Raw genomic sequence first — 20693 nt, forward strand, 5'->3', positions numbered from 1 at the left:
ACTGCCCCTGTGAGGCCGCATAATCGCCAGCCTATGTCCTGCCGAGCACCCACAACACTGCATGCCAACCGATCCCAACCTTAGTTTGCCCTGGCCCCAAGGCCGCGCCCTGCCGGCCAGCTTCTTCGACCGCGATGCACGCCTGCTCGCCCGTGAATTGCTCGGCAAGGTGATTCGCCATAAGTGCGGTAATTTTTGGCTAAGCGCGCGAATCATCGAAACCGAAGCCTATTACCTGGCCGAAAAAGGCAGCCACGCCTCCCTCGGCTACACCCACAAACGCCGCGCGCTGTTTATGGATGGCGGGCACATCTATATGTACTACGCACGCGGCGGCGACTCGCTGAACTTCAGCGCGCAGGGTGCCGGCAACGCTGTGCTGATCAAATCCGCCTATGCATGGCAGGACATACACAGCGGCGAACAGGCACTGGCACTGATGCAGGCCAATAATCCTGATGCCCAGGGCCGAACACGTGCCCTGAGCAAGCTCTGCAACGGCCAAACCCTACTGTGCAAAGCGCTTGGCTTGCACGTACCGGATTGGGATGCGCAGCCCTTCGATGAGCAGCGCCTATTTGTCGAAGACCTTGGCGAGCGCCCCCAGCAAATCGTGCAATGCACACGCCTGGGCATCCCCCGCGGCCGTGATGAACAACTGCCGTACCGCTTTGTCGACGCGGCCTTTGCCCGTTACTGCACGCGCAACCCACTGCGCCGTGGACAGATTGCCGGCAAGGATTTCTACCTACTCAACCCCGAGGATGACCACCGATGAGCCAGTGGCTCGACAGTTTGACCCTATGGCTGAGCGCCAACCCCGAATGGCTGGGCCTGGCGATCCTGCTGATTGCCTGCGTCGAGTGCCTGGCGATTGCCGGCATCATTGTGCCCGGCACCATCCTGTTATTTGCGGTTGCCGTGCTCGCCGGTAACGGTGCCTTGTCACTATGGGAAACGCTGTTGCTGGCCTATGTCGGCGGCTTGCTCGGTGATGCGCTGTCCTACGCCATCGGCCGCTACTTCCAGCAAGACATCCGCCGCTTACCCATCCTGCGTAACCACCCACAATGGCTGAGTGCGGCAGAACGCTATTTCCAGCGCTATGGCGTTGCCAGCCTGCTGGTCGGGCGCTATATCGGCCCACTACGTCCCATGCTGCCCATGGTGGCAGGCATGCTGAGCATGCCGCTGCCGCGCTTTATCGCCGTTAGCCTGTTGGCCGCAGCGGGCTGGGCAGTGGCCTATATGCTGCCCGGCTGGGCCACCGGCGCCGCCTTACGCCTGCCATTGCCCGAAGGGTTCTGGCCAGAGGCCGGCGCAGTGGCAGCCGGCGTAGCCATCGTAGTGGTGTTGAGCATCCAAGGCAGCATGCGCAAACAGCGCCATACCAGCCTGCTGGCGGCGGGCGCCTGCTTGACGCTGCTAATCGGCCTGATGCTCAGTTGGCCGCAGCTCAGCCCACTCGACCAAGGTTTGTTGGCGCTGGTGCAGGAGCAACGCAGCACCAGCCTAGACACCCTGATGGTACTGATCACCCGAATGGGCGACTTTCGCACGCAGTTGGCGGCCGCCATCGTGCTGTGCCTGATTCTGCTGGCCAGCCGCCAGTGGCGCACACTGTGTCTGGCCATCGGTGCCATGTTGGGTACCGCCCTGGCCAATGGCGCACTGAAAGCCCTGTTCGCGCGCAGTCGGCCAGATGTGCTGCTGGACCCGCTGGGCAGTTTCAGTTTCCCCAGCGGGCACAGCTCGGCGGCCTTCGCCTTTTTCCTGCTTATCGGCATCCTCGCCGGCCGTGGACAACCACCGCGCATGCGCCTGACCTGGCTGCTACTGGCTTGCCTGCCGGCAACAGCAATTGCCGCATCACGGGTATACCTAGGCGTGCATTGGCCCAGCGACATCATCGCAGGGGCTGTGCTGGCAGGCTGTTTCTGCGCCTTGAGCCTGGCCATCGTGCAATGGCGCGCGCCACTGCAGGCGTTGCCAGCGAAGGTTTGGTGGCTGCTGCTACCGACGAATATCGCCCTGCTCGGTGGAATCGCAACCTGGCAACTGTCGGCGGGCTTGCTGCGGTATAGCTACTGAGCACTACCCTGCAACAGCTCCAGCAGCTGTTGCAGCAGCTCCAGGCGTGGCTCCGCGCCCTGCAAGCTAAGCAACTGCAGCTTCTGCTCTGGCTCAAGCGGCAGCAGGTAGGCCAACTGGTTAGCCAGCGCGTCTTGGCTCACTACGTCACTCTGCATCCCCAATGCAGCCACCAGCGGGTGAGCGCTCAGTGCGCTGAGCAACGCCGCCAGATCGGCATGCTCAGCGGCCAAGGGCTGCTCTGGGTGCTCTTCCAGCCACTCCACCTCAGCCAGGGTCAGTTGGTCCGGCAGCACTTGAGCGCGCTGCACGCGAAAGCGCCGAGCACCCTCGACACGAATGCCCAATAAACCATTGGGCAACTGCTGGAAGTCGCGGATCAACGCCTCACAACCGACTGCAGAGAACTGCCCGGCTGCCTCACCAACCTCGGCCCCATCAACAATGCACACCACACCAAAGCCCTCGCCCTGCTTCATGCAGCGGCTGATCATATCCAGGTAACGGGCTTCGAATATCTGCAGGTCGAGCATGCAGCCAGGGAAGAGCACGGTATTGAGCGGAAACAGCGGCAAGGTCACGATTTATCCTCAGAGCCAGAACAGGATGGCCAACGGTAAGAACACAGCAGTGAAAACGCCCATCAGGCTCATCGCCAGAGCAGCAAACGCGCCACACTCCTCGCCCTCCTGCAAAGCCCGCGCAGTCCCGACCGCATGCGCGCTCAGACCCAAAGCCATGCCCAATGCTGCCGGATGTTGCACGCCAAAACGCTTGAGCAGAGACGGACCGATGATCGCGCCGATGATCCCAGTGATCATCACGAAGACCGCCGCCAGGGCGGCAATACCACCAATCTGATTGGCCACCAACATGGCAATCGGCGAAGTGACCGATTTCGGCGCCATGCTCATCAGTACGATGTGCTCGGCACCAAAGGCCCAGGCCAAGGTCACCCCCATTGCGGTGGCAACCACGCCCGCCACCAACAAGGTAATCAGCGTCGGCCAGAGTAATTGGCGGATGCGCCGTAGATTGACAAATAATGGCACTGCCAGCGCCACAGTGGCCGGCCCAAGGAACAGCGTCAGCGCGGCGGCGCTCTCCTTGTATTCGGCAAAGGTCAAACCGCACGCCAGGAGAATGCCAATCACTGCAAGCATCGACACCAACACCGGCTGCAGGAACACCCAGCGGGTTTTCTCGTAGGCAGCAATCGCCAGTTGATAGGCGCCGAGGGTGACACCCACGCCAAACAGCGGATGGTGAGTCAACGCCTGCCAAGCGGCGTGCCATTCCAACGTCATACGTCCTCCCGGCGCTGCTGGCGGTCGATCAGTTTCTGCATCAACCAACCAGCAAACACGATAGAGATCATCAACGACAACAGCAGCGCACCGGTAATCGCCCAGAAGTCAGAAACAATATCCTGGGCATAGGCCATCACCCCCACCGCTGGCGGCACCAGCAGTAACGGCAGGTATTTCAGCAGGCTACTGGCAGCTTGCTGCAGAGGCTCGCCAACCTCGCCACGCAGCAACAAAAAGCCAAATAGCAGCAACATGCCGATGATCGGCCCCGGCAGCATCGGCATAAACAAAACATTCAGCGCGGTACCGAGCAACTGACACAGCACCAGCCAGGAAAGGCCGCGTAGCAGCATGATGGGTAATCTCCGAATCGTATGATCCTAGGCACAGAGCGGCGCATTATAAGCAGAAGCAGCCCGCAAACGGCCGGTTTACAGCGCTTGCGCAGGGTTTTCAGGCACATCGCCGGGCCGCAAACCGGTACTTGACCCTCCGCCGAACCCATGATGATCTTAGGCCAGAAGGATTCACGCCCCCAAAAACAACACCCGCGTCTTCAAGGAGAAACCATGACTTCAGTACCCGCCGCTGAATTACCCAGCTATATCGGAAAGGAACTCGGCCGTTCCGACTGGCTGACCATCGACCAGGAACGCATCAACCAGTTTGCCGAATGCACGGGCGATCATCAGTTCATTCACGTAGACCCGGAAAAAGCCAAGCTAACCCCGTTCGGCTCCACCATCGCGCACGGCTTCCTTTCGCTGTCACTGGTGCCCAAGTTGATGGAAGGCATCATGATCATGCCTAAAGGCCTGAAGATGGCCGTCAACTATGGCCTGGACAGCGTGCGTTTTATCCAGCCAGTCAAGGTCAACTCCAAGGTACGCCTGGTCGTCACCCTGACCGATGCCCACGAAAAGAACCCTGGCCAATGGCTGCTCAAAGCCAAGGTCGTGCTGGAGATTGAAGGCTCGGAAAAACCGGCCTATATCGCCGAACCGCTGACGCTCTGCTTCGTCTGATTGCAGCTGTCAGCCCAAGGCGCACAGGTCTCTGCCTGCGCGCCTTTTCTCTGCACTGGTATTTTGCCTCGCGGACAAGCGCGCTCTATCACGGCACAGAAAGCGCTTTAAGGCATACTCAACTGCGCCCACTAGCCTGGACTTTCCCGCATGCACCGCCTCTCCTTATTGGCTCCCATGAGCCTTGCTCTGCTGCTTGTCGCCTGCGGCGACGGTGAACCGCTGCTGCCTGCCAATGCTGTACTGCCCGACGGTGGCCGCTACCGTGGCGAGGTGGTTGATGGCCTGTTGCAAGGCCCAGGCCGCCTGGATTACCGCGATGGCAGTTATTACCAGGGGCAGTTCAAGGACGGTCAATTCAACGGCCCCGGCGAATGGCGTAGCAATCATGGCGAGTTTTACCGTGGCGAATTTCAGGACGGTAGCTTCCACGGCCAGGGCAACCTCAGCTACAGCGACGGCAGCCGCTACGAAGGTGGTTTTGCCGATGGCAACCCCAGCGGCGAGGGGCACCTCAAGAGCAAAGACCTGGAGTATCGCGGCGAATTCAGCAAAGGCCTGTACCAAGGCCTGGGCACATTGCAGTGGAGCAACGGCTCGAGCTTTCAGGGCCAATTCCGCCAGGGTGAGCCGCATGGTCAAGGCGTGCTCAGCGACGCTGAAGGCAATGAGTACATCGGCACCTTCAGGAACAACCAGCTCAACGGCCAGGGTAGTTTCAAGAGTGTTGATGGTGACCTTTACAGCGGGCAATTCCGCAACAACCAGTTTCACGGCAAGGGCCGCTACCAAAGCGCCGATGGCGACGTTTGGAGTGGGCGCTTCATCGACGGCAATCTAACCGGCAAAGGCGAATTCAAAGGTAGCGACGGCAGCCACTACGCAGGCCAGTTCAGCAATTGGCGCTACCACGGCGAAGGCCGCTTGAGCCTGGCCGACGGCAGTGTGTATCAGGGCCACTTTGCCTACGGCGATTACCAGGGTAACGGCAGCCTGACCCTAGCTGACGGCAGCCAGCAGAACGGCACCTGGCAGCACGGCCGGCTGATTCGTGATGCACAGGGCAAAGCCGTACCCGACACCCTGGCCATCGGTTTGCTGGAGCAAGGCCGGCTGCTCGATGCTGCCATCGGCAAATTGCCCGCCTCGACCCCGGCCATTGAGCTGTATGCCCTGACCCTGGCCGGCGATGGCAAACAAAGCGTGTTTATGCGCGAGGCAGATTATGTCGGCGACCTGCTGCAGGAACGCTTCGCCGCATACGGCCGCATCACCCTGGTCAACCACCGCGACCACCTGGCAGATCGCCCGCTCGCCACCAGCGCCAGCCTGGCCCGCAGCATCCAGGCGCTGGCCGAGCGCAGCGGCAAGGAAGACCTGATTTTCATCTACCTGACCAGCCACGGCTCGGCGCAACACGAACTGAATCTAGATCAGCCACGGCTGCAGCTCGAAGACCTACCCGCCAGCGAACTGGCAAACCTGCTCGCGCCCCTCAAGGACCGCAACAAGATCGTGGTGATCTCGGCCTGCTACTCAGGCGGCTTTATCCCCAAGCTGCAGGATGAGAAAACCCTGGTAATCACCGCTGCACGGGCTGACCGGGTGTCCTTCGGCTGCTCGGAGGAAAACGACTTCACCTACTTCGGCCGGGCCTTGTTTGCCGAGGCGCTGCAACAGACCGACGACTTACAGCGCGCCTTCAAACTGGCCAAGGCCAGTGTCGCCGAGCGTGAAAAAGAGCAGGGTTTCGAGCCGTCCGAGCCGCAGATATGGCCGGCCAAAGCGGTAATCGCCCAATGGCGAAAACTGCGCGAACAGCAAGCCAAGCGTGCGCTAAACAGCGCACTTGAAGCGCAATCTGCGGTCAACCCCTAAACTCATGGGTAACCGGCACGTCACGCGCACGCCCAACAGCCTGTTAAGCTGATTTTTTATGAGCGGAGAACCCCAGCTATGTATTTGACGCCCCAGCACATACTGCTCGCAGGAGCGACCGGCCTGACTGGCGAGCATCTGCTGGACAGGCTGCTCAACGAGCCGACAGTCACCCGCGTACTGGCCCCCAGCCGCCGCCCGCTGGCCGAACATGCCCATCTGGAAAACCCACAAGGCGAGCTGCTGGCCCTGCTGCCGCAACTGACCGGCCCGGTCGACAGCGCCTTCTGCTGCCTGGGCAGCACAATCAAACAAGCCGGTTCGCAAGAGGCCTTTCGCGCCGTCGACTACGACCTGGTGATCGCCTTTGCCGAGCGTGCACGCGCCCTCGGTGCTCGCCACCTGCTAGTGATCAGCGCCCTTGGCGCGGATGCCAATTCGGCGGTGTTCTACAACAAGGTCAAAGGCGAAATGGAGCAAGCCCTGCGTGCGCAGGACTGGCCACAACTAACAATCGTGCGGCCCTCGTTATTGCTTGGCGTGCGCCAGGAATTTCGCCTTGGCGAGCGTCTGGCCGCACTGTTTATGCGCTGGCTACCCGGTAAATACCGCGGCATTGAGGCCACCGTGCTGGCCCGCGCTTTGTGGCGTCTGGCCTTGGAAGAAGACGCCGGCACCCGCGTTATCGAATCAGACCAACTGCGCCGCCTCGGCCGCTAACCACAGAAGCCATCGCCCTATGAGCACCACCCCGCACGACCTGATCAGCGCCCTAAGCCATGCCGACATGCTGGAGATCGACGACCTGCATGCCTGGCAATTCCAGCTTGATAACGAGCAACTGGCGCAGCACCTCGCCGGCAGCCAAACGCCTGGCGACGCGCCACTGCTAAGCATCGAATGCATGGATGGCCGCGCCTTACGCAAATGGCACTTCAGCCTGGCGCAAGTCGTGGCGGCACGCTTCGACGGTGAAGCCGATGCCTGGCGGGTCAACGGCAATGCCGGCACTCACCTGATCAAATGTTTTGCCGCCGTCAGTGGCGACAACAGCGACCTGCCGGACGACGCCAGCAACGACGCCGACTAAAACCAGCGAGGACACCCGCGTGGGCCTTTATGACCGCTACCTGCTACCGCACCTGATCGACTTCGCGTGCGGCATGGGCGCGGTGATGAAGGCCCGCTCGCAACTGGTGCCGCACGCCCAGGGCCGGGTACTGGAAATTGGTATTGGCAGCGGACTCAACCTGGCTTTCTACGATGCCAGCAAGGTCAGCGTGATCATTGGCGTCGACCCCAGCGCAGCCATGCAAAAGCTGGCCAGACAACGCGCCGCTGCCATCAATATTCCGGTGGAAATGATTGCCCTGGAACTGGGGCAGATCCAAGCTGACGACGCCAGCTTCGACAGCATCGTCTGCACCTTCACCCTATGCACCATCCCCGACGCGGTGGCCGCTCTGCAGGAGATGCGCCGCGTGCTCAAGCCCGGCGGCCGCTTGCTGTTCTGCGAGCACGGGCAAGCGCCCGAGCTGCCCGTGCTGCGCTGGCAAAACCGCCTGACGCCACTGTGGAAGCCGCTGGCCGGTGGCTGCCACCTCAACCGCGACATTAAGGCGCTGATCGAGGCCGGCGGCTTTCATATTGGCGAGCTGAACAATCGCTACCTCAAAGGCCCAAAGCCCATGACTTACATCTACCAGGGCTGGGCGGCGTGAGCAGTACAGGCAGGCAGCACTAAACGTCGCGCAACTGCAAAGCGTCCACCAGCCCCGCCGCGATAGCCATGCCGACCAGATCAGCCAGAGTTTCCGCCTGCATACGCTTCATCACCCTTGAGCGGTACAGGTCGATGGTCTTGACGCTGATAGCCAACTGCTCGGCCATCTCGCGGTTGGTGTAACCACGCACCAGCGGCAGCAGCACATCACGTTCACGCGGGGTCAGGCTGGCCAGGCGCTGCTCGACGCCCTGCAAGCGCAGATCCGCCTGCACGGCCGCCGGCGCATGGCTAAGGGCCTGCTGCACGCTGTCGAGCAACAGCTGTTCGTTGTAGGGTTTTTCGATAAAGTCCACAGCCCCCGCACGAAACGCGCGCACCACGATGGGCACATCGGCATGCCCACTGACGAAGATCACTGGCATCTTGATCGCCCGCGCACGCAGTGCCTCCTGCACATTCAGCCCGCCCATGCCGGGCATCCGCACATCGAGCAACACGCAGCCCTGGCTGTGCTCATCACAGGCGGCGAGAAACGCCTGCCCGCTGGTGAAAGGCAGCGCCTTGAGCCCCACCGACTCCAGCAGCCAAACGGTGGAGTCGAGCATGCCTTGGTCGTCATCGACCACATACACCTGTTGCGGTTGTTGCGTGCTCATTCATCACTCCCTTTGTTGTTATGCATTCACTGCGCAGCTATAGCCCCGTCCTCGCCGTGCAGTAGCGGCAGGCGACACTCCAGACACAGCCCACCCGGCATCCCCGGGTGCGCCTCCAGCGCCCCGCCAAAGCCTTCGATAATGCTACGACTCATCGACAAACCCAGCCCCAGCCCCTCCGCCTTGCTGGTGTAAAACGGCGTGAAGATATGCTCCAGCTCGCCCTGCGCCACGCCCGGCCCCTGATCGCGCACCCGCACACACAGCTGGCCATCTTGCTCAACGGCGCTGAGGTCGATACGCGACACTTGCCCCGGATGGGCCTCACGGTTGGCATCAATGGCATTGCGCAGCAGGTTGAGCAGCACCTGCTCCAGCAACACCCGGTCGGCATACACCGGCGGCAGATTGTCTGTCAGGTGCTCGGCGATGGTCACCTGCCAATTACTCGCTTCCCATTGGCACAGACGCACCGCCTCGCGCGCCACGTTGGCGATATCCAGCGCCTGAGTTCGCCGCTGGCCTTTGCGCAGGAAGGCGCGCAAACGCTTGATCACCTCCGAGGCATGATTGGCGTGCTCATTAATTCGCTCCAGCCCTTGGGCCACTTTATCCGCCGCCTCGGGATTAGCGCCCAACGCCTTCAGGTAGCGCTGACTGGCGCTGGCGTAATTGACCACCGCCGCCAGTGGCTGGTTGATCTCATGGGCGATACCAGAGGCCAGCTCACCAAGGGTCACCAATCGCGCCGTGTGCGCCAGCTCATCTTGATGGCGACGCTGCTGGGCCTCGCGCAATTCGCGCTCGGTCATGTCACGCGCCACCAGCGAGTAGTAATGCTCGCCATCACGCCCACGATGCGCCAGCAGCACCAGTGAAACCGGCAGCGGCGCACGTTGGCCCAGCGGTAACAGGCGTACTTCAGCACTCCACACGCCTTGGCTATCAGCGGTGATCCAGCCGGTTTGTTGCAGCCGCAGCAGATCATCCTCGGCCAGTAACTGATCCAGCACCGGTAGCGGCTGCTGCTCGGCAATATTCAGAGCATGCCGCGCAGAGGGATTGAGGTAGGTCAGTTGGCCATTGGGGGCGATAAACAACACCAGGTCGGTGTTGGCTTCAACCACTTCGGCCAGACGTCGCTTGTTTTCTTCGGCCAGCACCCGCGCGGTGATATCCCGTGACACGCTGACCACCTCAACCACCGCGCCGGTATAGGTTTCGCGGATGGCGCGGCTGGCGGTTTCAAACCACAGGTAATGACCATCGCGATGGCGAATGCGATAGGTCATGGTGTGATAGCCGTCCTGCTCCAATGCCTCTCGGGTGCTGTCAACCAAGTACGGCTGATCCTGCTCATGAAACAACGCCTGCACCAAGGTGCCACGCAGCTCTTCCGGCCAGTAACCGAGCAGCGTCCAACTGGCTGGCGAGGCATCGAGAAAGCAGCCATCGGGGGTGTGCCGGGAAATCAGGTCGGTGGTGTTTTCGGTAATCAAACGGTACAGCCGGCTGGCCTTGGCCGCTTCACGTTCGGCCTGCACCTGAGCGGTGGCCGGGCGGCAGCGCGCCAGCACCTGATGCTCGGCAGGGTCGGGCATAAATATCCACATCAGCACCTGGCCGGCGTGCTGCGCCTCGACCGCCTCGATGGCCCGCCCCTGCTGCAAGCATGCGCGCACCAGTTGCGGGGTGTTGACCGGCAGCAGCGCAGTCACGGCTGCCAACTCGCGCTCGCCCAGTAGCGCTTGCATGGCGGCATTCAGTTGCAGTGGTCGCGCGTCGATATCCAACAGCAAGCTGGGCTGCGGATCACTGCCCAGCAACAAGCTGCCACGCGCCTGCTGCGGCAAACTGGCGAGCAAGGCCAGCAGTAATTGATGAACCAAACCGAGCCAGTCGCTACCGGCCTGCTCGTGCAACTCAATCAGCAGCAAACCGGGCTGGCCGTCATCCAGCGCTAAGGCGAGTGCTTGACCATGATTAAGCCCGGCGCGACGGACCCGCCCGGCCAGCCAGCACGGCAGCTGCCGTAACGCGGCCAAGTCCAGCCGGGGCTGCTCCTGCAAGCGTGCAAACAGCAGTTGGTCACTGGCCTGCAGCGGGTCGCCAAAGCCTGGCGGCAAATGCGGCGCACTGCCTTCATGACTGTAGATCGCCGTGTTCGCCTGCCAGCGCAAAAAGAACGCCTGGCGCACCTCTGGGCAGGCATGCAGCGCGCGCAGCAAGCCATCTGCCCGCACCGCCAAGGGCAGGCTTTCACGCTGCATGTGCAACCAGCTATGCAACTGCACAGATATCTCATTCATCCGGATTCACATTCCTTACAGCCAATGCCCGCGAGCATCACGCCACGAGCAGCCAATTGCAAAGCGACCATGGGCTAAGACACTACGAATTAATATGGTAAATATACTATACAACTATGGTTTAACTTCCATATTTCACAGATGATATATATAAATACATCCAGAACAATACCGGGTCTATGCGTAGCACTCCACGCACACTGGCCCGAGCACCTAACCTGCCATGGGTACTCGCATGTCGATCTATGAACAGGGCCTTGAGCCTGCCGCCGTCAACCATATCGCCCTTTCGCCGCTGAGTTTTATCGAGCGTACCGCCAGTGTTTACCCACACTACCCGGCCGTGGTGCATGGCGCGATTCGTCGTGACTGGAGTGAAACCTATGCGCGCTGCCGCCGCCTGGCCTCGGCATTGGCCGGCCGTGGCATTGGTAAAGGCGATACGGTGGCAGTGATGCTGCCGAACATCCCGCAGATGCTCGAAGCGCACTTTGGTGTGCCCATGATCGGTGCCGTGCTCAACCCGCTGAACGTGCGCCTGGATGCCGAAGCTATCGCCTTTATGCTGCAGCACGGCGAGGCCAAAGTGCTGATCACCGACCGCGAATTCTATGACGTGATCCACGCCGCCGTCGGCATGCTCGATCATCCGCCGCTGGTGATCGATGTGGATGACCCGGAATACGGCGAAGGCCAAGCCGTCAGCGACCTCGACTACGAAGCCTTCCTTGCCGAGGGCGACCCGCAGTTTGCCTGGCAGTGGCCAGCAGATGAGTGGCAAGCGATCAGCCTCAACTACACCTCCGGCACCACCGGCAACCCCAAGGGCGTGGTCTACCACCACCGTGGCGCTTACTTGAACTCGCTGGGCAACCAGATGACCTGGGCCATGGGCAACCACCCGGTGTATCTCTGGACCCTGCCGATGTTCCACTGCAACGGCTGGTGCTACCCCTGGACCATCACCGCTCTGGCGGGTGTGCATGTGTTCCTGCGCCGCGTTGACCCGGCGAAAATCCTCACCCTGATTCGCAGCGAGCAAGTCACCCACATGTGTGGCGCCCCGATCGTGCTCAATGCCCTGGTGAATATGCCAGCCGAAGCCAAAGCCGCCATCGACCATCCGGTTAAGGCCATGGTTGCCGGGGCTGCGCCACCTGCCAAAGTGATTGGTGCGGTCGAAGAAATGGGCATCCAGGTCACCCACGTTTACGGCCTGACCGAGGTGTACGGCCCGGTGACCCTGTGCGCCTGGCATGCCGAATGGGACGCCTTGCCACTGGACGAGCGCGCAGTGATCAAAGCGCGCCAAGGTGTGCGCTACCCGACCTTGGAAGGGGTAATGGTGGCTGACCCGAAAACCCTCGAGCCGACCCCGCGCGATGGCGAAACCATCGGCGAGATCTTTATGCGCGGTAACACCGTGATGAAGGGCTACCTGAAAAACCCCAGCGCCACTGCCGAAGCCTTTGCCGGCGACTGGTTCCACACCGGCGATCTGGCGGTGTGCCACCCGGACGGCTACGTGGAAATTAAGGATCGCCTGAAAGACATCATCATTTCCGGCGGCGAGAACATCTCCACCATCGAAGTGGAAGGCGTGCTCTACCGTCACCCCGCCGTCCTCGAAGCCGCTGTAGTGGCGCGCCCGGATGAGAAATGGGGCGAAACGCCCTGCGCCTTTATCACCCTCAAGGCCGACCAGCAGCAAGTCAGCGAGGCGCACATCATCAGCTTCTGCCGTGAACACCTGGCCGGCTTCAAGGTGCCGCGCAGCGTGGTCTTCACCCAACTGCCGAAGACCAGCACCGGCAAGATTCAGAAGTTCGTCCTGCGTGATATGGCCAAGGCCCTCTGATTCTCCGTAGCCCGGCTGCAATCCAAGAACCACTCACCCGGTTCCCCGGATTGCACCCGGGCTACGGCAAGCACACACCGTTTACACAACAACAATAAAACCGGCCCTGGCGGCCGACGGAGAACCCTTATGCAAATTTTTAAGCGCCGTGACGGCGACGAACAACCGCACTGGCCAGTCGGCCCGTTCAAGGTGCGCCTGCCCTTTGTCCACTACCGCTGGGAAACCGCGGAGATGCTGCAAGCGCTGATCATGTTCGTGGTCAGCCTGGCGATGATCCCGCTGTTGGAAAAATACCTCGGCCTGCCCTACGACGTGGCCCTCGCCTATGTCGTGGTGTGTGGTGTTGGCTTTATGCTGCCGGCGCTGCTCGGTGTGCCCTTCGTGCCCGGCTGGATCACCCCCGGCATTCCGGTTGTATTGCTGTTTCTCGGCAATTTCAAACCCGGCCCGGAGGCGATTCAGGCGCTGTTTGCCCTGCAGTTTCTGGTCTTTGTGATCTTCCTGTTTCTCGGCGTCACCCGCCTGGGCAGCACCTTGGTCAGGCTGATCCCCAATTCGATGAAAGGCGGCATCATCATCGGCGCAGGGATAGCGGCGCTGATGGGCGAAATTTCCACCGGTGGTCGCCTGGCCAACACGCCGATCTCCCTGGTGCTGGGCAGCCTGATCTGCCTATACCTGATGTTTTCAGTGTCGTTCAAAGGCCTCACCGAGCGCCTGCCGCTGGCGCGCAAAATCGTCAACTACGGCATGGTGCCGGGTATGTTGATCGCGATTTTCATCGGTATCGCCGTCGGCGAATACAAGATGCCTGATGTGAAATTCGGCATAACCGCGCCAGCCTTCGCCGAGATGTGGAACTACCTGCCGTTTAGCGTTGGCTTCCCTGGCTTAGATGTGTTCCTGCTGGCCGTGCCCACTGCGGTTATTGCTTATGTCATCGCGTTTGGCGACATCATCGTCGGCCAATCGCTGATGCAGCGCGCCGATGAACTGCGCACTGACGAAGTGATCGAGAACAACATCGACCGTGTGCATTTGGTCACCGCCCTGCGCAACGCGCTGCATGCCTTCTTCGCGCCGTATCCGGGCTTGGCCGGGCCACTGTGGACAGCCGTGGCGGCAACTATGGCCGAGCGTTACAAGTACGGCCGCAAAGCCATGGACTCGATCTACAGCGGCGCAGGTACCTTCTGGATCACCGGTTTTATTGCGCTGTTTATGTTGCCGCTGGTGAGCTTCTTCCAGCCGGTCCTGCCGATTGCCCTGTCGCTGACCCTAATTCTCACCGGCTATATCTGCCTGATGGTCGGCTTTGAACAGCTGAGCAACAACACCGAGCGCGGCGTCGCCGGCACCATGGGTGTGGTACTCGCCGTATACGGCGCAGGCTGGGGCCTGGCTGCTGGTGCGGCGCTGTACATCCTGGTCGAGCGCACCCACTTGCTTAAATTCACCACAAAAACCTCCGTCAAAGGCCCCGCCGAAGCCGATTGATCGTGTACGGCCCACTTGATTGCGGGCCGTTTTTATTCCTGCAACAGCGCAGCAGGCAATCGCCTACTGCGCCGTTAAATCGCCACGTTCTGCGTGGCATCTGTGCGAGAAACTGCCAATGCCTGAGTACAACGCCCCGCTGCGCGACCTGCGCTTTGTCCTCCATGAAGTGTTCGATGCCCCGAGCCTATGGGCTCGCCTGCCGGCACTAGCGGAAACCGTCGACGCCGATACCGCTGATGCCATTCTGGAAGAAGCCGCCAAGGTGACTGGCGGCCTGATCGCCCCGCTCAACCGCAGCGGTGATGAAGAAGGCGCGCAATGGATTGCAGGCGATGTACGCACTCCGGCAGGCTTCAAAGAAGCCTATGCCACCTATATCGAAGGCGGCTGGGTGGGTTTGTCCGGCAACCCAGCCTACGGCGGCATGGGCATGCCCAAGATGCTCGCCGTGGCATTTGAAGAGATGCTTTATGCCGCCGGTTCCAGCTTCGCCCTGTATTCGGCGCTGAGTTCCGGGGCCTGTCTGGCCATCGACGCCCACGCCAGTGAAGAGCTGAAAAATACCTATCTGCCGCCGATGTACGAAGGCCGCTGGGCCGGTTCCATGTGCCTGACCGAAGCCCATGCCGGCACCGACCTGGGCATCATCCGCACTAAGGCCGAACCGCAAGCCGATGGCAGCTACCAGATCAGCGGCAGCAAGATCTTTATCACCGGTGGCGAGCAGGACCTCACCGAAAACATCATCCATCTGGTGCTGGCCAAGCTGCCCGAAGCCCCTGCTGGCGCACGCGGTATCTCGCTGTTTCTGGTGCCCAAGTTGCTGGTCAATGCCGACGGCAGCATGGCCGAGCGCAACGCCGTGAGCTGCGGCTCGATTGAACACAAAATGGGCATCAAAGCCTCGGCCACCTGCGTGATGAACTTCGACGGTGCCACCGGCTACCTGATCGGCGAGCCGAATAAAGGCTTGGCGGCGATGTTCACCATGATGAACTACGAGCGTCTGTCCATCGGCATTCAAGGCATTGGTTGCGCCGAGGCGTCTTACCAAGCGGCCCGCGACTACGCCCGCGAGCGCCTGCAAAGCCGCGCAGCCACTGGCCCAGAAGCCCAGGACAAAGCCGCCGACCCGATCATCGTGCACGCCGATGTACGGCGCATGCTGCTGACCATGAAAGCCCTTACCGAAGGCGGCCGCGCGTTTGCCTGTTATGTCGGCCAGCAGCTCGACCTGAGCAAATTCAGCGACGACAACAGCGAGCAGCAAGCGGCGGAAACCCTGGTTGCCTTGCTCACGCCAGTGGCCAAGGCCTTCTTCACCGACAACGGTCTGGAAAGCTGCGTGCACGGCCAGCAGGTGTTCGGCGGCCACGGTTACATCCGCGAATGGGGCCAGGAGCAATTGGTGCGCGACGTGCGCATCGCGCAAATCTACGAAGGCACCAACGGCATCCAGGCCCTCGACCTGCTCGGGCGCAAGATCATCGCCAACGGCGGCGTAGCGCTGCGCCAGTTCACCGCCGAGATTCGCCACTTCGCCGAGCAGCCCGATGCGCCGTACGCCGCCGCGCTGCTGGATGCCGTTGAGCGCCTGGAGCGCACCAGCAGTTGGCTGCAGGAACGTGCTGCGGGCAACCCGCACGAAACCGGCGCAGCGTCGGTGGAGTACCTGCACCTGTTCGGCTACACCGCCTACGCCTGGATGTGGGCGCGCATGGCCGCCGTGGCGCAGGCCAAGTGCAGCGAAGACGAAGCGTTTTACAGCGCCAAACTGGCCACAGCCGAGTTCTTCTTCGCGCGCTTGCTGCCGCGCACCCTCGGCCTGGAGGCCAGCATCCGCGCCGGTAGCGACGCGCTGTACGGCTTGCGTGCCGAGCAATTCTGACGCAACCCACCACACCCAAGTGGCGGGAACTGCGAACAACGGTTGAGCGTTTGCGTGGCGTCCACTCTGGACGTCGCGCTTTTTTATTCAAGCCATTGGCTGCCCAGGTAGCCAGTCAATAACGAGGCTCACGCCTGAGCAGTCCGCCAGGCGAAACCTCAGCACGGCCTATAACCCTAAGGTGTAATGGCTTAACAGGCGATTAGTCCTCCACCCTGCGACGCTGCTCACAACAATAAGAGATGCCTATGCGAACCCTGACCACCCTAACCGGCAACAGCCAGAAACTTGATGGCGGTGCCATGTTTGGCAATGCGCCAAAAGCCCTGTGGCAACGCTGGATGCAACCGGACGAGCTGAACCGCATCGACCTCGGCTGCCGCGCCCTGCTGGTGCAAGAAGATACGCGCAATATCCTGATTGAAACCGGCATCGGCGCGTTCTTCAGCCCCGAGATGAAGCAACGCTTCGGTGTCCAGGAAGAGCGCCACGTGCTGCTCGACAGCCTGACGGCAACCGGTCTGAGCGATGCCGACATCGATATCGTAGTGCTCACCCACCTGCACTTCGACCATGCCGGCGGCCTACTCGCCGCTTGGGAAGACGGCCAGCCAGCACGTTTGCTATTCCCCAACGCCCAGTTCATCACCGGTCGTCGCCAATGGCAGCGCGCCTGCCAGCCCCACGCCCGCGACCGCGCGTCCTATGTCCCGGAATTGCTGGAGCTACTCGAAGCCAGCGGCCGCCTGCACTTGGTCGATGAAACCGAGCACTGCGAGCTACTGGGCGCGGACTGGCGCTTGCACTGGAGCGACGGCCACACCCCTGGCCAGCTGATCCCCGAAGTTGCCATGCCCGATGGCCCGGTGGTGTTTCCCGCCGACCTGATCCCTGGCGCACCCTGGGTACACCTGCCGATCACCATGGGCTATGACCGCTTCCCCGAAGGCCTGATTGAAGAGAAAGAAGCCCTGCTGGCCGACCTGCATACACGCGGCGGACGCTTGGTGTTCACCCACGACCCGGATACCGCCCTGGGCCGGGTGAAACGCGACGAAAAAGGCCGCTACGGACTTGAAGAAGCGGCAAAAGCAGCACATCTACTGGCGACTTGACACCATCAAGCCTTGACGTGCTGGCACTGCAGCGCCAGCATGGCCGTTTTGCGCGCGACCATTCATGCGGCCCGCGCCAGCCCCCGGGAAAGGGTGGCATGCTATGCCAGCAGAGACTGGCAGGACTCAGCGCCACATGGCGCTTCCATCTCAACAGATCAGGGGAACCGTCTCATGAGTTTGGCTTCTGCTCGCGCTTTCCTTGCTGCCAAGGCGCCTGACATCGTCATCATCGAGCTAGAAACCAGTACGGCTACCGTCGCCCTGGCTGCCGAGGCGCATGGAGTGTCACCCGGACAGATTGCCAAGACCCTGGCCTTTCGCATCGCCGAGCGCGATGTGCTGATCGTCGCCCGCGGCGATGCACGCATCGATAACCGCAAAATGAAGGAATGCTTTGGTGCCAAGGCACGCATGCTCGATGCGCAGACTGTGGTCGATCTGACCAGTCATCCGGTCGGCGGCGTTTGCCCATTCGGCCTGGCAACACCGCTCAGCGTTTACTGCGACCGTTCGCTGCTGGCCTTCACTGAAGTGCTGCCAGCAGCCGGCGCAACTCACAGCGCCGTGCGCATCGCCCCGCAACGCTTGGCCGAATTGGTCGACGCTGAGTGGATCGATGTCTGCCAGGAAGTGGAAACCGAGTCCTGCTGATCCAGCGAGTCGAGCCCCCCCCATCATTCGCCGCTGCCGTCTTCCCCGGATTTAATCCGGGCTACAAACCTCACAAGCCGCCGCTGACGCCTAGATTGAGGCCAATAGCTGTCGCCAGGGACAGTGGCAGCAACAGGGTGTCCAGCAAGGCACTAACCGGCAGATCGACCGCCGGATACGCCGGCGCTTCAGCGCCAAAACGCTCAGTGGCGCAGCAGCCACCTTGCAGCGCATACCAATCCAGACGCGTACCGGCATACACCACCGGCGCGCCCGGTTTGGCTGCATTCAGGGTGCGCACGCTGGCACAACTGCTGAGGGTCAGGCTCAACAGCACAGCGACCGTGGCACGCGCCAGCGGCTTATTCATCGGCAGTAATCTGATGGTGTTCACCCCAGCGCGGCAGCATGTCCTGCGGTACGCCTAGACAATTGAGGATGCGCGCCACGACAAAGTCGATCAGGTCATCGATGGTCTGCGGCTGGTGGTAGAAGCCCGGCGCAGCCGGCAGGATGGTTGCGCCCATGTTCGACAGTTTGAGCATGTTCTCCAGATGAATGCTGGAAAACGGCGCCTCGCGCGGCACCAGAATCAACTGCCGACGCTCTTTCAACACCACATCCGCCGCACGCTCGATCAAGTTATTGCAGGCACCGCAGGCAATTGCGGACAGTGTGCCCGTGCTACACGGCACCACCACCATCGCCGCGGGCGCACCGGAACCGGAGGCCGCCGGGGCCATCCAGTCTTCCTTGCCATACACGCGAATCTGCCCGGGCAACGCGCCGGTGTACTCATTCAAAAACGCCTGCATGGCCTGCGGCTTGGCCGGTAACGTGACATCGGTTTCCGTGGCCATCACCAACTGCGCGGCCTTGGAAATCAGAAAATGCACCTCGCGGTCTTCCCGCACCAGGCAGTCGAGCAGACGTAAACCGTACTGCGCGCCAGAGGCACCCGTCATGGCTAAGGTGATTCTTTCGGGTCCGCTCATAAAACCTCCAACGACCTGCTAAGTGGATAACACCACGCGGTTAGCCGCGCAGCGACCACGTAGCCCGGATGCAATCCGGGGTGAACCTTGTGTCCCGGATTGCATTCGGGCTACGCGCTTACTGACCGCACCGTAGGATGGGTGGAGCGAAGCGATACCCATCGACTTCAATCCGATGGGTATCGTCACTACGTTCCTCAACCCATCCTACAAACTTGTCCCGGACTACATCCGGGCTACGCACTGATTACTCAGCCAACGCCGCAGCCAATTTGCCATGCAGGCCGCCGAAGCCGCCGTTGCTCATCACTACTACCTGAGTACCGGGCGCGGCTTCAGCTTTTACCCCGGCGATAATCGCGTCCAGCGAGTCGCACACCTGAGTCGGCACGGTTGAGGTGGCCACAGTACCGGCCAAGTCCCAGCCCAGGTTCGGCGGCGCGTACCAGTACACCGAGTCAGCCTGTACCACGGATTCAGGCAAGCCATCGCGGTGCGCGCCGAGCTTCATCGAGTTGGAGCGCGGCTCAACGATGGCGATCAACTTGGCGTCGCCGATGCGTTTGCGCAGGCCATCCAGGGTGGTGGCAATCGCCGTTGGGTGGTGAGCAAAGTCATCGAAGATGGTCACGCCATTTACTTCGGCAACCTTCTCCATGCGCCGCTTGGCGTTGATAAAGCTGCACAGCGCAGCGATGCCCAACTCCGGCACCACGCCAACATGCCGCGCGGCCGCCAGCACCGCTAGGGCGTTGGCGACGTTGTGCTGGCCAGTCAACTGCCAGTCCACTACGCCAGCGGTTTTGCCCGCAAAACTCACCTCAAAGCGCGAACCATCTGCGCTAAGCAGATTCGCCTGCCATTCGCCGCCTTCACCGGTGGTTTGCACCGGGGTCCAGCAGCCCATCTCGATTACTCGCTTAAGCGCCGGTTCGGTGGTCGGATGAATGATCAGGCCTTCACCCGGGATGGTCCGCACCAGATGGTGGAACTGCCGCTCGATGGCGGCTAAATCCGGGAAGATGTCCGCGTGATCGAACTCCAGGTTATTCAGAATCGCGGTGCGCGGGCGGTAGTGGACGAACTTGCTGCGCTTGTCGAAGAAGGCGCTGTCGTACTCATCGGCCTCGACCACAAAGAACGGCGTACCGCCCAAGCGTGCGGAAATACCGAAGTTCTGCGGCACGCCGCCAATCAAAAAGCCCGGACTCATGCCGGCATGTTCCAGCACCCAGGCCAACATGCTCGAACTGCTGGTTTTGCCATGGGTGCCGGCTACAGCCATAACCCAACGGCCTTGCAGCACGTGGTCAGCCAACCATTGCGGGCCGCTGACATAGGGCAGGCCTTTGTTCAGCACATACTCCACCGCCGGGTTGCCGCGCGACAGAGCGTTGCCGATTACCACCAGATCCGGTGCCGGTTCAAGCTGGGCGGCGTCATAACCTTGGGTCAGCTCAATGCCCAGGGCTTCGAGCTGCGTGCTCATCGGCGGGTAAACATTGGCATCGGAGCCCGTTACGCGGTGGCCGAGTTCCTTGGCCAGCACCGCTAGCGAGCCCATAAAAGTGCCGCAGATGCCGAGAATATGGATATGCATGAGTGCCCTCAAAAAACCGCTGAAATGCCTAAAAAATAATGCCCGCAGGTTAGCACAGCGCCGCCTCCCAGCAGAGGCCCAGCCG

General features: G+C 61.4%; 20 protein-coding genes. 12 read left to right on the plus strand and 8 right to left on the minus strand.

Going from position 1 to position 20693, the window contains the following annotated elements; all coding sequences use genetic code 11:
• Nucleotides 1–61 precede the first annotated feature (61 nt).
• Both VCA57_RS14720 and VCA57_RS14725 read left to right on the plus strand, forming a co-directional pair.
• Complete coding sequence (locus tag VCA57_RS14720) at nucleotides 62–778, plus strand: DNA-3-methyladenine glycosylase (RefSeq protein ID WP_411185803.1); 717 nt, start codon at nucleotides 62–64, stop codon at nucleotides 776–778.
• Complete coding sequence (locus VCA57_RS14725) at nucleotides 775–2091, plus strand: bifunctional DedA family/phosphatase PAP2 family protein (RefSeq protein ID WP_411185804.1); 1317 nt, start codon at nucleotides 775–777, stop codon at nucleotides 2089–2091. Before VCA57_RS14720 ends, VCA57_RS14725 begins: the two co-directional genes overlap by 4 nt.
• Here the strand turns inward: VCA57_RS14725 and VCA57_RS14730 are convergent.
• From VCA57_RS14730 to VCA57_RS14740, 3 genes are read right to left on the minus strand one after another with little or no spacing between them, the layout of a single operon-like run.
• Complete coding sequence (locus VCA57_RS14730; RefSeq protein ID WP_411185805.1) at nucleotides 2085–2672, minus strand: LON peptidase substrate-binding domain-containing protein; 588 nt, start codon at nucleotides 2670–2672, stop codon at nucleotides 2085–2087. The two genes, VCA57_RS14725 and VCA57_RS14730, sit on opposite strands and share 7 nt — an antisense overlap.
• Nucleotides 2673–2681: 9 nt before the next feature.
• Nucleotides 2682–3392 (minus strand): LrgB family protein, encoded by a 711-nt coding sequence (locus VCA57_RS14735; protein ID WP_411185917.1) that lies wholly within the window; start codon nucleotides 3390–3392, stop codon nucleotides 2682–2684.
• Between the two features lie 2 nt (nucleotides 3393–3394).
• Nucleotides 3395–3754 carry a CidA/LrgA family protein gene (locus tag VCA57_RS14740; RefSeq protein ID WP_411185806.1) on the minus strand — a complete coding sequence of 120 codons (360 nt, stop codon included), beginning with the start codon at nucleotides 3752–3754 and terminating at the stop codon, nucleotides 3395–3397.
• A 216-nt stretch (nucleotides 3755–3970) separates the two neighbouring features.
• On the opposite strand from VCA57_RS14740, the gene VCA57_RS14745 reads away from it, so the two are divergent.
• The 5 genes from VCA57_RS14745 (at nucleotide 3971) to VCA57_RS14765 (ending at nucleotide 8025) form a co-directional block, all read left to right on the plus strand.
• Nucleotides 3971–4426: a MaoC family dehydratase gene (locus VCA57_RS14745; protein WP_411185807.1), complete on the plus strand. Its 456-nt coding sequence runs from the start codon at nucleotides 3971–3973 to the stop codon at nucleotides 4424–4426.
• A 150-nt stretch (nucleotides 4427–4576) separates the two neighbouring features.
• Nucleotides 4577–6304 (plus strand): C13 family peptidase, encoded by a 1728-nt coding sequence (locus VCA57_RS14750; RefSeq protein WP_411185808.1) that lies wholly within the window; start codon nucleotides 4577–4579, stop codon nucleotides 6302–6304.
• Nucleotides 6305–6382: 78 nt separating this feature from the next.
• The gene (locus VCA57_RS14755) at nucleotides 6383–7024 is read left to right on the plus strand and encodes an oxidoreductase (protein ID WP_411185809.1); all 642 of its coding nucleotides are present in this window, start codon (nucleotides 6383–6385) and stop codon (nucleotides 7022–7024) included.
• A gap of 19 nt (nucleotides 7025–7043) precedes the next feature.
• Nucleotides 7044–7394: a DUF5629 family protein gene (locus VCA57_RS14760; RefSeq protein ID WP_411185811.1), complete on the plus strand. Its 351-nt coding sequence runs from the start codon at nucleotides 7044–7046 to the stop codon at nucleotides 7392–7394.
• Nucleotides 7395–7413: 19 nt separating this feature from the next.
• Entirely contained in the window at nucleotides 7414–8025 is a 612-nt protein-coding gene (locus VCA57_RS14765; protein WP_411185812.1) for a class I SAM-dependent methyltransferase, read from the plus strand.
• A gap of 19 nt (nucleotides 8026–8044) precedes the next feature.
• Here VCA57_RS14765 and VCA57_RS14770 read toward each other — a convergent pair whose 3' ends face one another.
• Nucleotides 8045–8686, minus strand: coding sequence for a response regulator transcription factor (locus VCA57_RS14770; RefSeq protein ID WP_411185813.1), 642 nt, complete (start codon nucleotides 8684–8686; stop codon nucleotides 8045–8047).
• 26 nt (nucleotides 8687–8712) lie between these two features.
• Nucleotides 8713–10995 (minus strand): PAS domain S-box protein, encoded by a 2283-nt coding sequence (locus VCA57_RS14775; RefSeq protein WP_411185814.1) that lies wholly within the window; start codon nucleotides 10993–10995, stop codon nucleotides 8713–8715.
• Between the two features lie 235 nt (nucleotides 10996–11230).
• On the opposite strand from VCA57_RS14775, the gene VCA57_RS14780 reads away from it, so the two are divergent.
• From VCA57_RS14780 to VCA57_RS14800, 5 genes are all read left to right on the plus strand, one after another.
• Nucleotides 11231–12853 (plus strand): acyl-CoA synthetase, encoded by a 1623-nt coding sequence (locus VCA57_RS14780; RefSeq protein WP_411185815.1) that lies wholly within the window; start codon nucleotides 11231–11233, stop codon nucleotides 12851–12853.
• 129 nt (nucleotides 12854–12982) lie between these two features.
• Nucleotides 12983–14353: a solute carrier family 23 protein gene (locus VCA57_RS14785; protein WP_411185816.1), complete on the plus strand. Its 1371-nt coding sequence runs from the start codon at nucleotides 12983–12985 to the stop codon at nucleotides 14351–14353.
• A 118-nt stretch (nucleotides 14354–14471) separates the two neighbouring features.
• Nucleotides 14472–16244 (plus strand): acyl-CoA dehydrogenase C-terminal domain-containing protein, encoded by a 1773-nt coding sequence (locus VCA57_RS14790; RefSeq protein ID WP_411185817.1) that lies wholly within the window; start codon nucleotides 14472–14474, stop codon nucleotides 16242–16244.
• 248 nt (nucleotides 16245–16492) lie between these two features.
• Entirely contained in the window at nucleotides 16493–17359 is an 867-nt protein-coding gene (locus VCA57_RS14795) for an MBL fold metallo-hydrolase (RefSeq protein WP_411185818.1), read from the plus strand.
• 174 nt (nucleotides 17360–17533) lie between these two features.
• The gene (locus VCA57_RS14800; RefSeq protein ID WP_411185819.1) at nucleotides 17534–18013 is read left to right on the plus strand and encodes a YbaK/EbsC family protein; all 480 of its coding nucleotides are present in this window, start codon (nucleotides 17534–17536) and stop codon (nucleotides 18011–18013) included.
• A 70-nt stretch (nucleotides 18014–18083) separates the two neighbouring features.
• Here VCA57_RS14800 and VCA57_RS14805 read toward each other — a convergent pair whose 3' ends face one another.
• From VCA57_RS14805 to mpl, 3 genes are all read right to left on the minus strand, one after another.
• Entirely contained in the window at nucleotides 18084–18383 is a 300-nt protein-coding gene (locus tag VCA57_RS14805; protein WP_411185820.1) for a YceK/YidQ family lipoprotein, read from the minus strand.
• Nucleotides 18376–19008, minus strand: coding sequence for a flavin prenyltransferase UbiX (gene ubiX / locus VCA57_RS14810; protein WP_411185821.1), 633 nt, complete (start codon nucleotides 19006–19008; stop codon nucleotides 18376–18378). The genes VCA57_RS14805 and ubiX overlap by 8 nt, the downstream gene beginning before the upstream one ends.
• Before the next feature lie 247 nt (nucleotides 19009–19255).
• Nucleotides 19256–20608 (minus strand): UDP-N-acetylmuramate:L-alanyl-gamma-D-glutamyl-meso-diaminopimelate ligase, encoded by a 1353-nt coding sequence (mpl, locus tag VCA57_RS14815; RefSeq protein WP_411185822.1) that lies wholly within the window; start codon nucleotides 20606–20608, stop codon nucleotides 19256–19258.
• Nucleotides 20609–20693 lie beyond the last annotated feature (85 nt).

It is taken from the genome of Pseudomonas sp., from assembly GCF_046581935.1.
Classification (GTDB): Bacteria; Pseudomonadota; Gammaproteobacteria; order Pseudomonadales; family Pseudomonadaceae; genus Aquipseudomonas.

Bases quoted from the DNA above. Each gene is read 5' to 3' on its own strand.
- VCA57_RS14795 (WP_411185818.1), top strand. From the start codon at position 16,493: ATGCGAACCCTGACCACCCTAACCGGCAACAGCCAGAAACTTGATGGC.
- VCA57_RS14720 (WP_411185803.1), top strand. From the start codon at position 62: ATGCCAACCGATCCCAACCTTAGTTTGCCCTGGCCCCAAGGCCGCGCC.
- VCA57_RS14750 (WP_411185808.1), top strand. From the start codon at position 4,577: ATGCACCGCCTCTCCTTATTGGCTCCCATGAGCCTTGCTCTGCTGCTT.
- VCA57_RS14770 (WP_411185813.1), bottom strand. From the start codon at position 8,686: ATGAGCACGCAACAACCGCAACAGGTGTATGTGGTCGATGACGACCAA.
- VCA57_RS14805 (WP_411185820.1), bottom strand. From the start codon at position 18,383: ATGAATAAGCCGCTGGCGCGTGCCACGGTCGCTGTGCTGTTGAGCCTG.
- VCA57_RS14780 (WP_411185815.1), top strand. From the start codon at position 11,231: ATGTCGATCTATGAACAGGGCCTTGAGCCTGCCGCCGTCAACCATATC.
- VCA57_RS14775 (WP_411185814.1), bottom strand. From the start codon at position 10,995: ATGAATGAGATATCTGTGCAGTTGCATAGCTGGTTGCACATGCAGCGT.
- VCA57_RS14725 (WP_411185804.1), top strand. From the start codon at position 775: ATGAGCCAGTGGCTCGACAGTTTGACCCTATGGCTGAGCGCCAACCCC.
- VCA57_RS14740 (WP_411185806.1), bottom strand. From the start codon at position 3,754: ATGCTGCTACGCGGCCTTTCCTGGCTGGTGCTGTGTCAGTTGCTCGGT.
- VCA57_RS14800 (WP_411185819.1), top strand. From the start codon at position 17,534: ATGAGTTTGGCTTCTGCTCGCGCTTTCCTTGCTGCCAAGGCGCCTGAC.
- ubiX (WP_411185821.1), bottom strand. From the start codon at position 19,008: ATGAGCGGACCCGAAAGAATCACCTTAGCCATGACGGGTGCCTCTGGC.
- VCA57_RS14755 (WP_411185809.1), top strand. From the start codon at position 6,383: ATGTATTTGACGCCCCAGCACATACTGCTCGCAGGAGCGACCGGCCTG.
- VCA57_RS14760 (WP_411185811.1), top strand. From the start codon at position 7,044: ATGAGCACCACCCCGCACGACCTGATCAGCGCCCTAAGCCATGCCGAC.
- VCA57_RS14785 (WP_411185816.1), top strand. From the start codon at position 12,983: ATGCAAATTTTTAAGCGCCGTGACGGCGACGAACAACCGCACTGGCCA.
- mpl (WP_411185822.1), bottom strand. From the start codon at position 20,608: ATGCATATCCATATTCTCGGCATCTGCGGCACTTTTATGGGCTCGCTA.
- VCA57_RS14790 (WP_411185817.1), top strand. From the start codon at position 14,472: ATGCCTGAGTACAACGCCCCGCTGCGCGACCTGCGCTTTGTCCTCCAT.
- VCA57_RS14745 (WP_411185807.1), top strand. From the start codon at position 3,971: ATGACTTCAGTACCCGCCGCTGAATTACCCAGCTATATCGGAAAGGAA.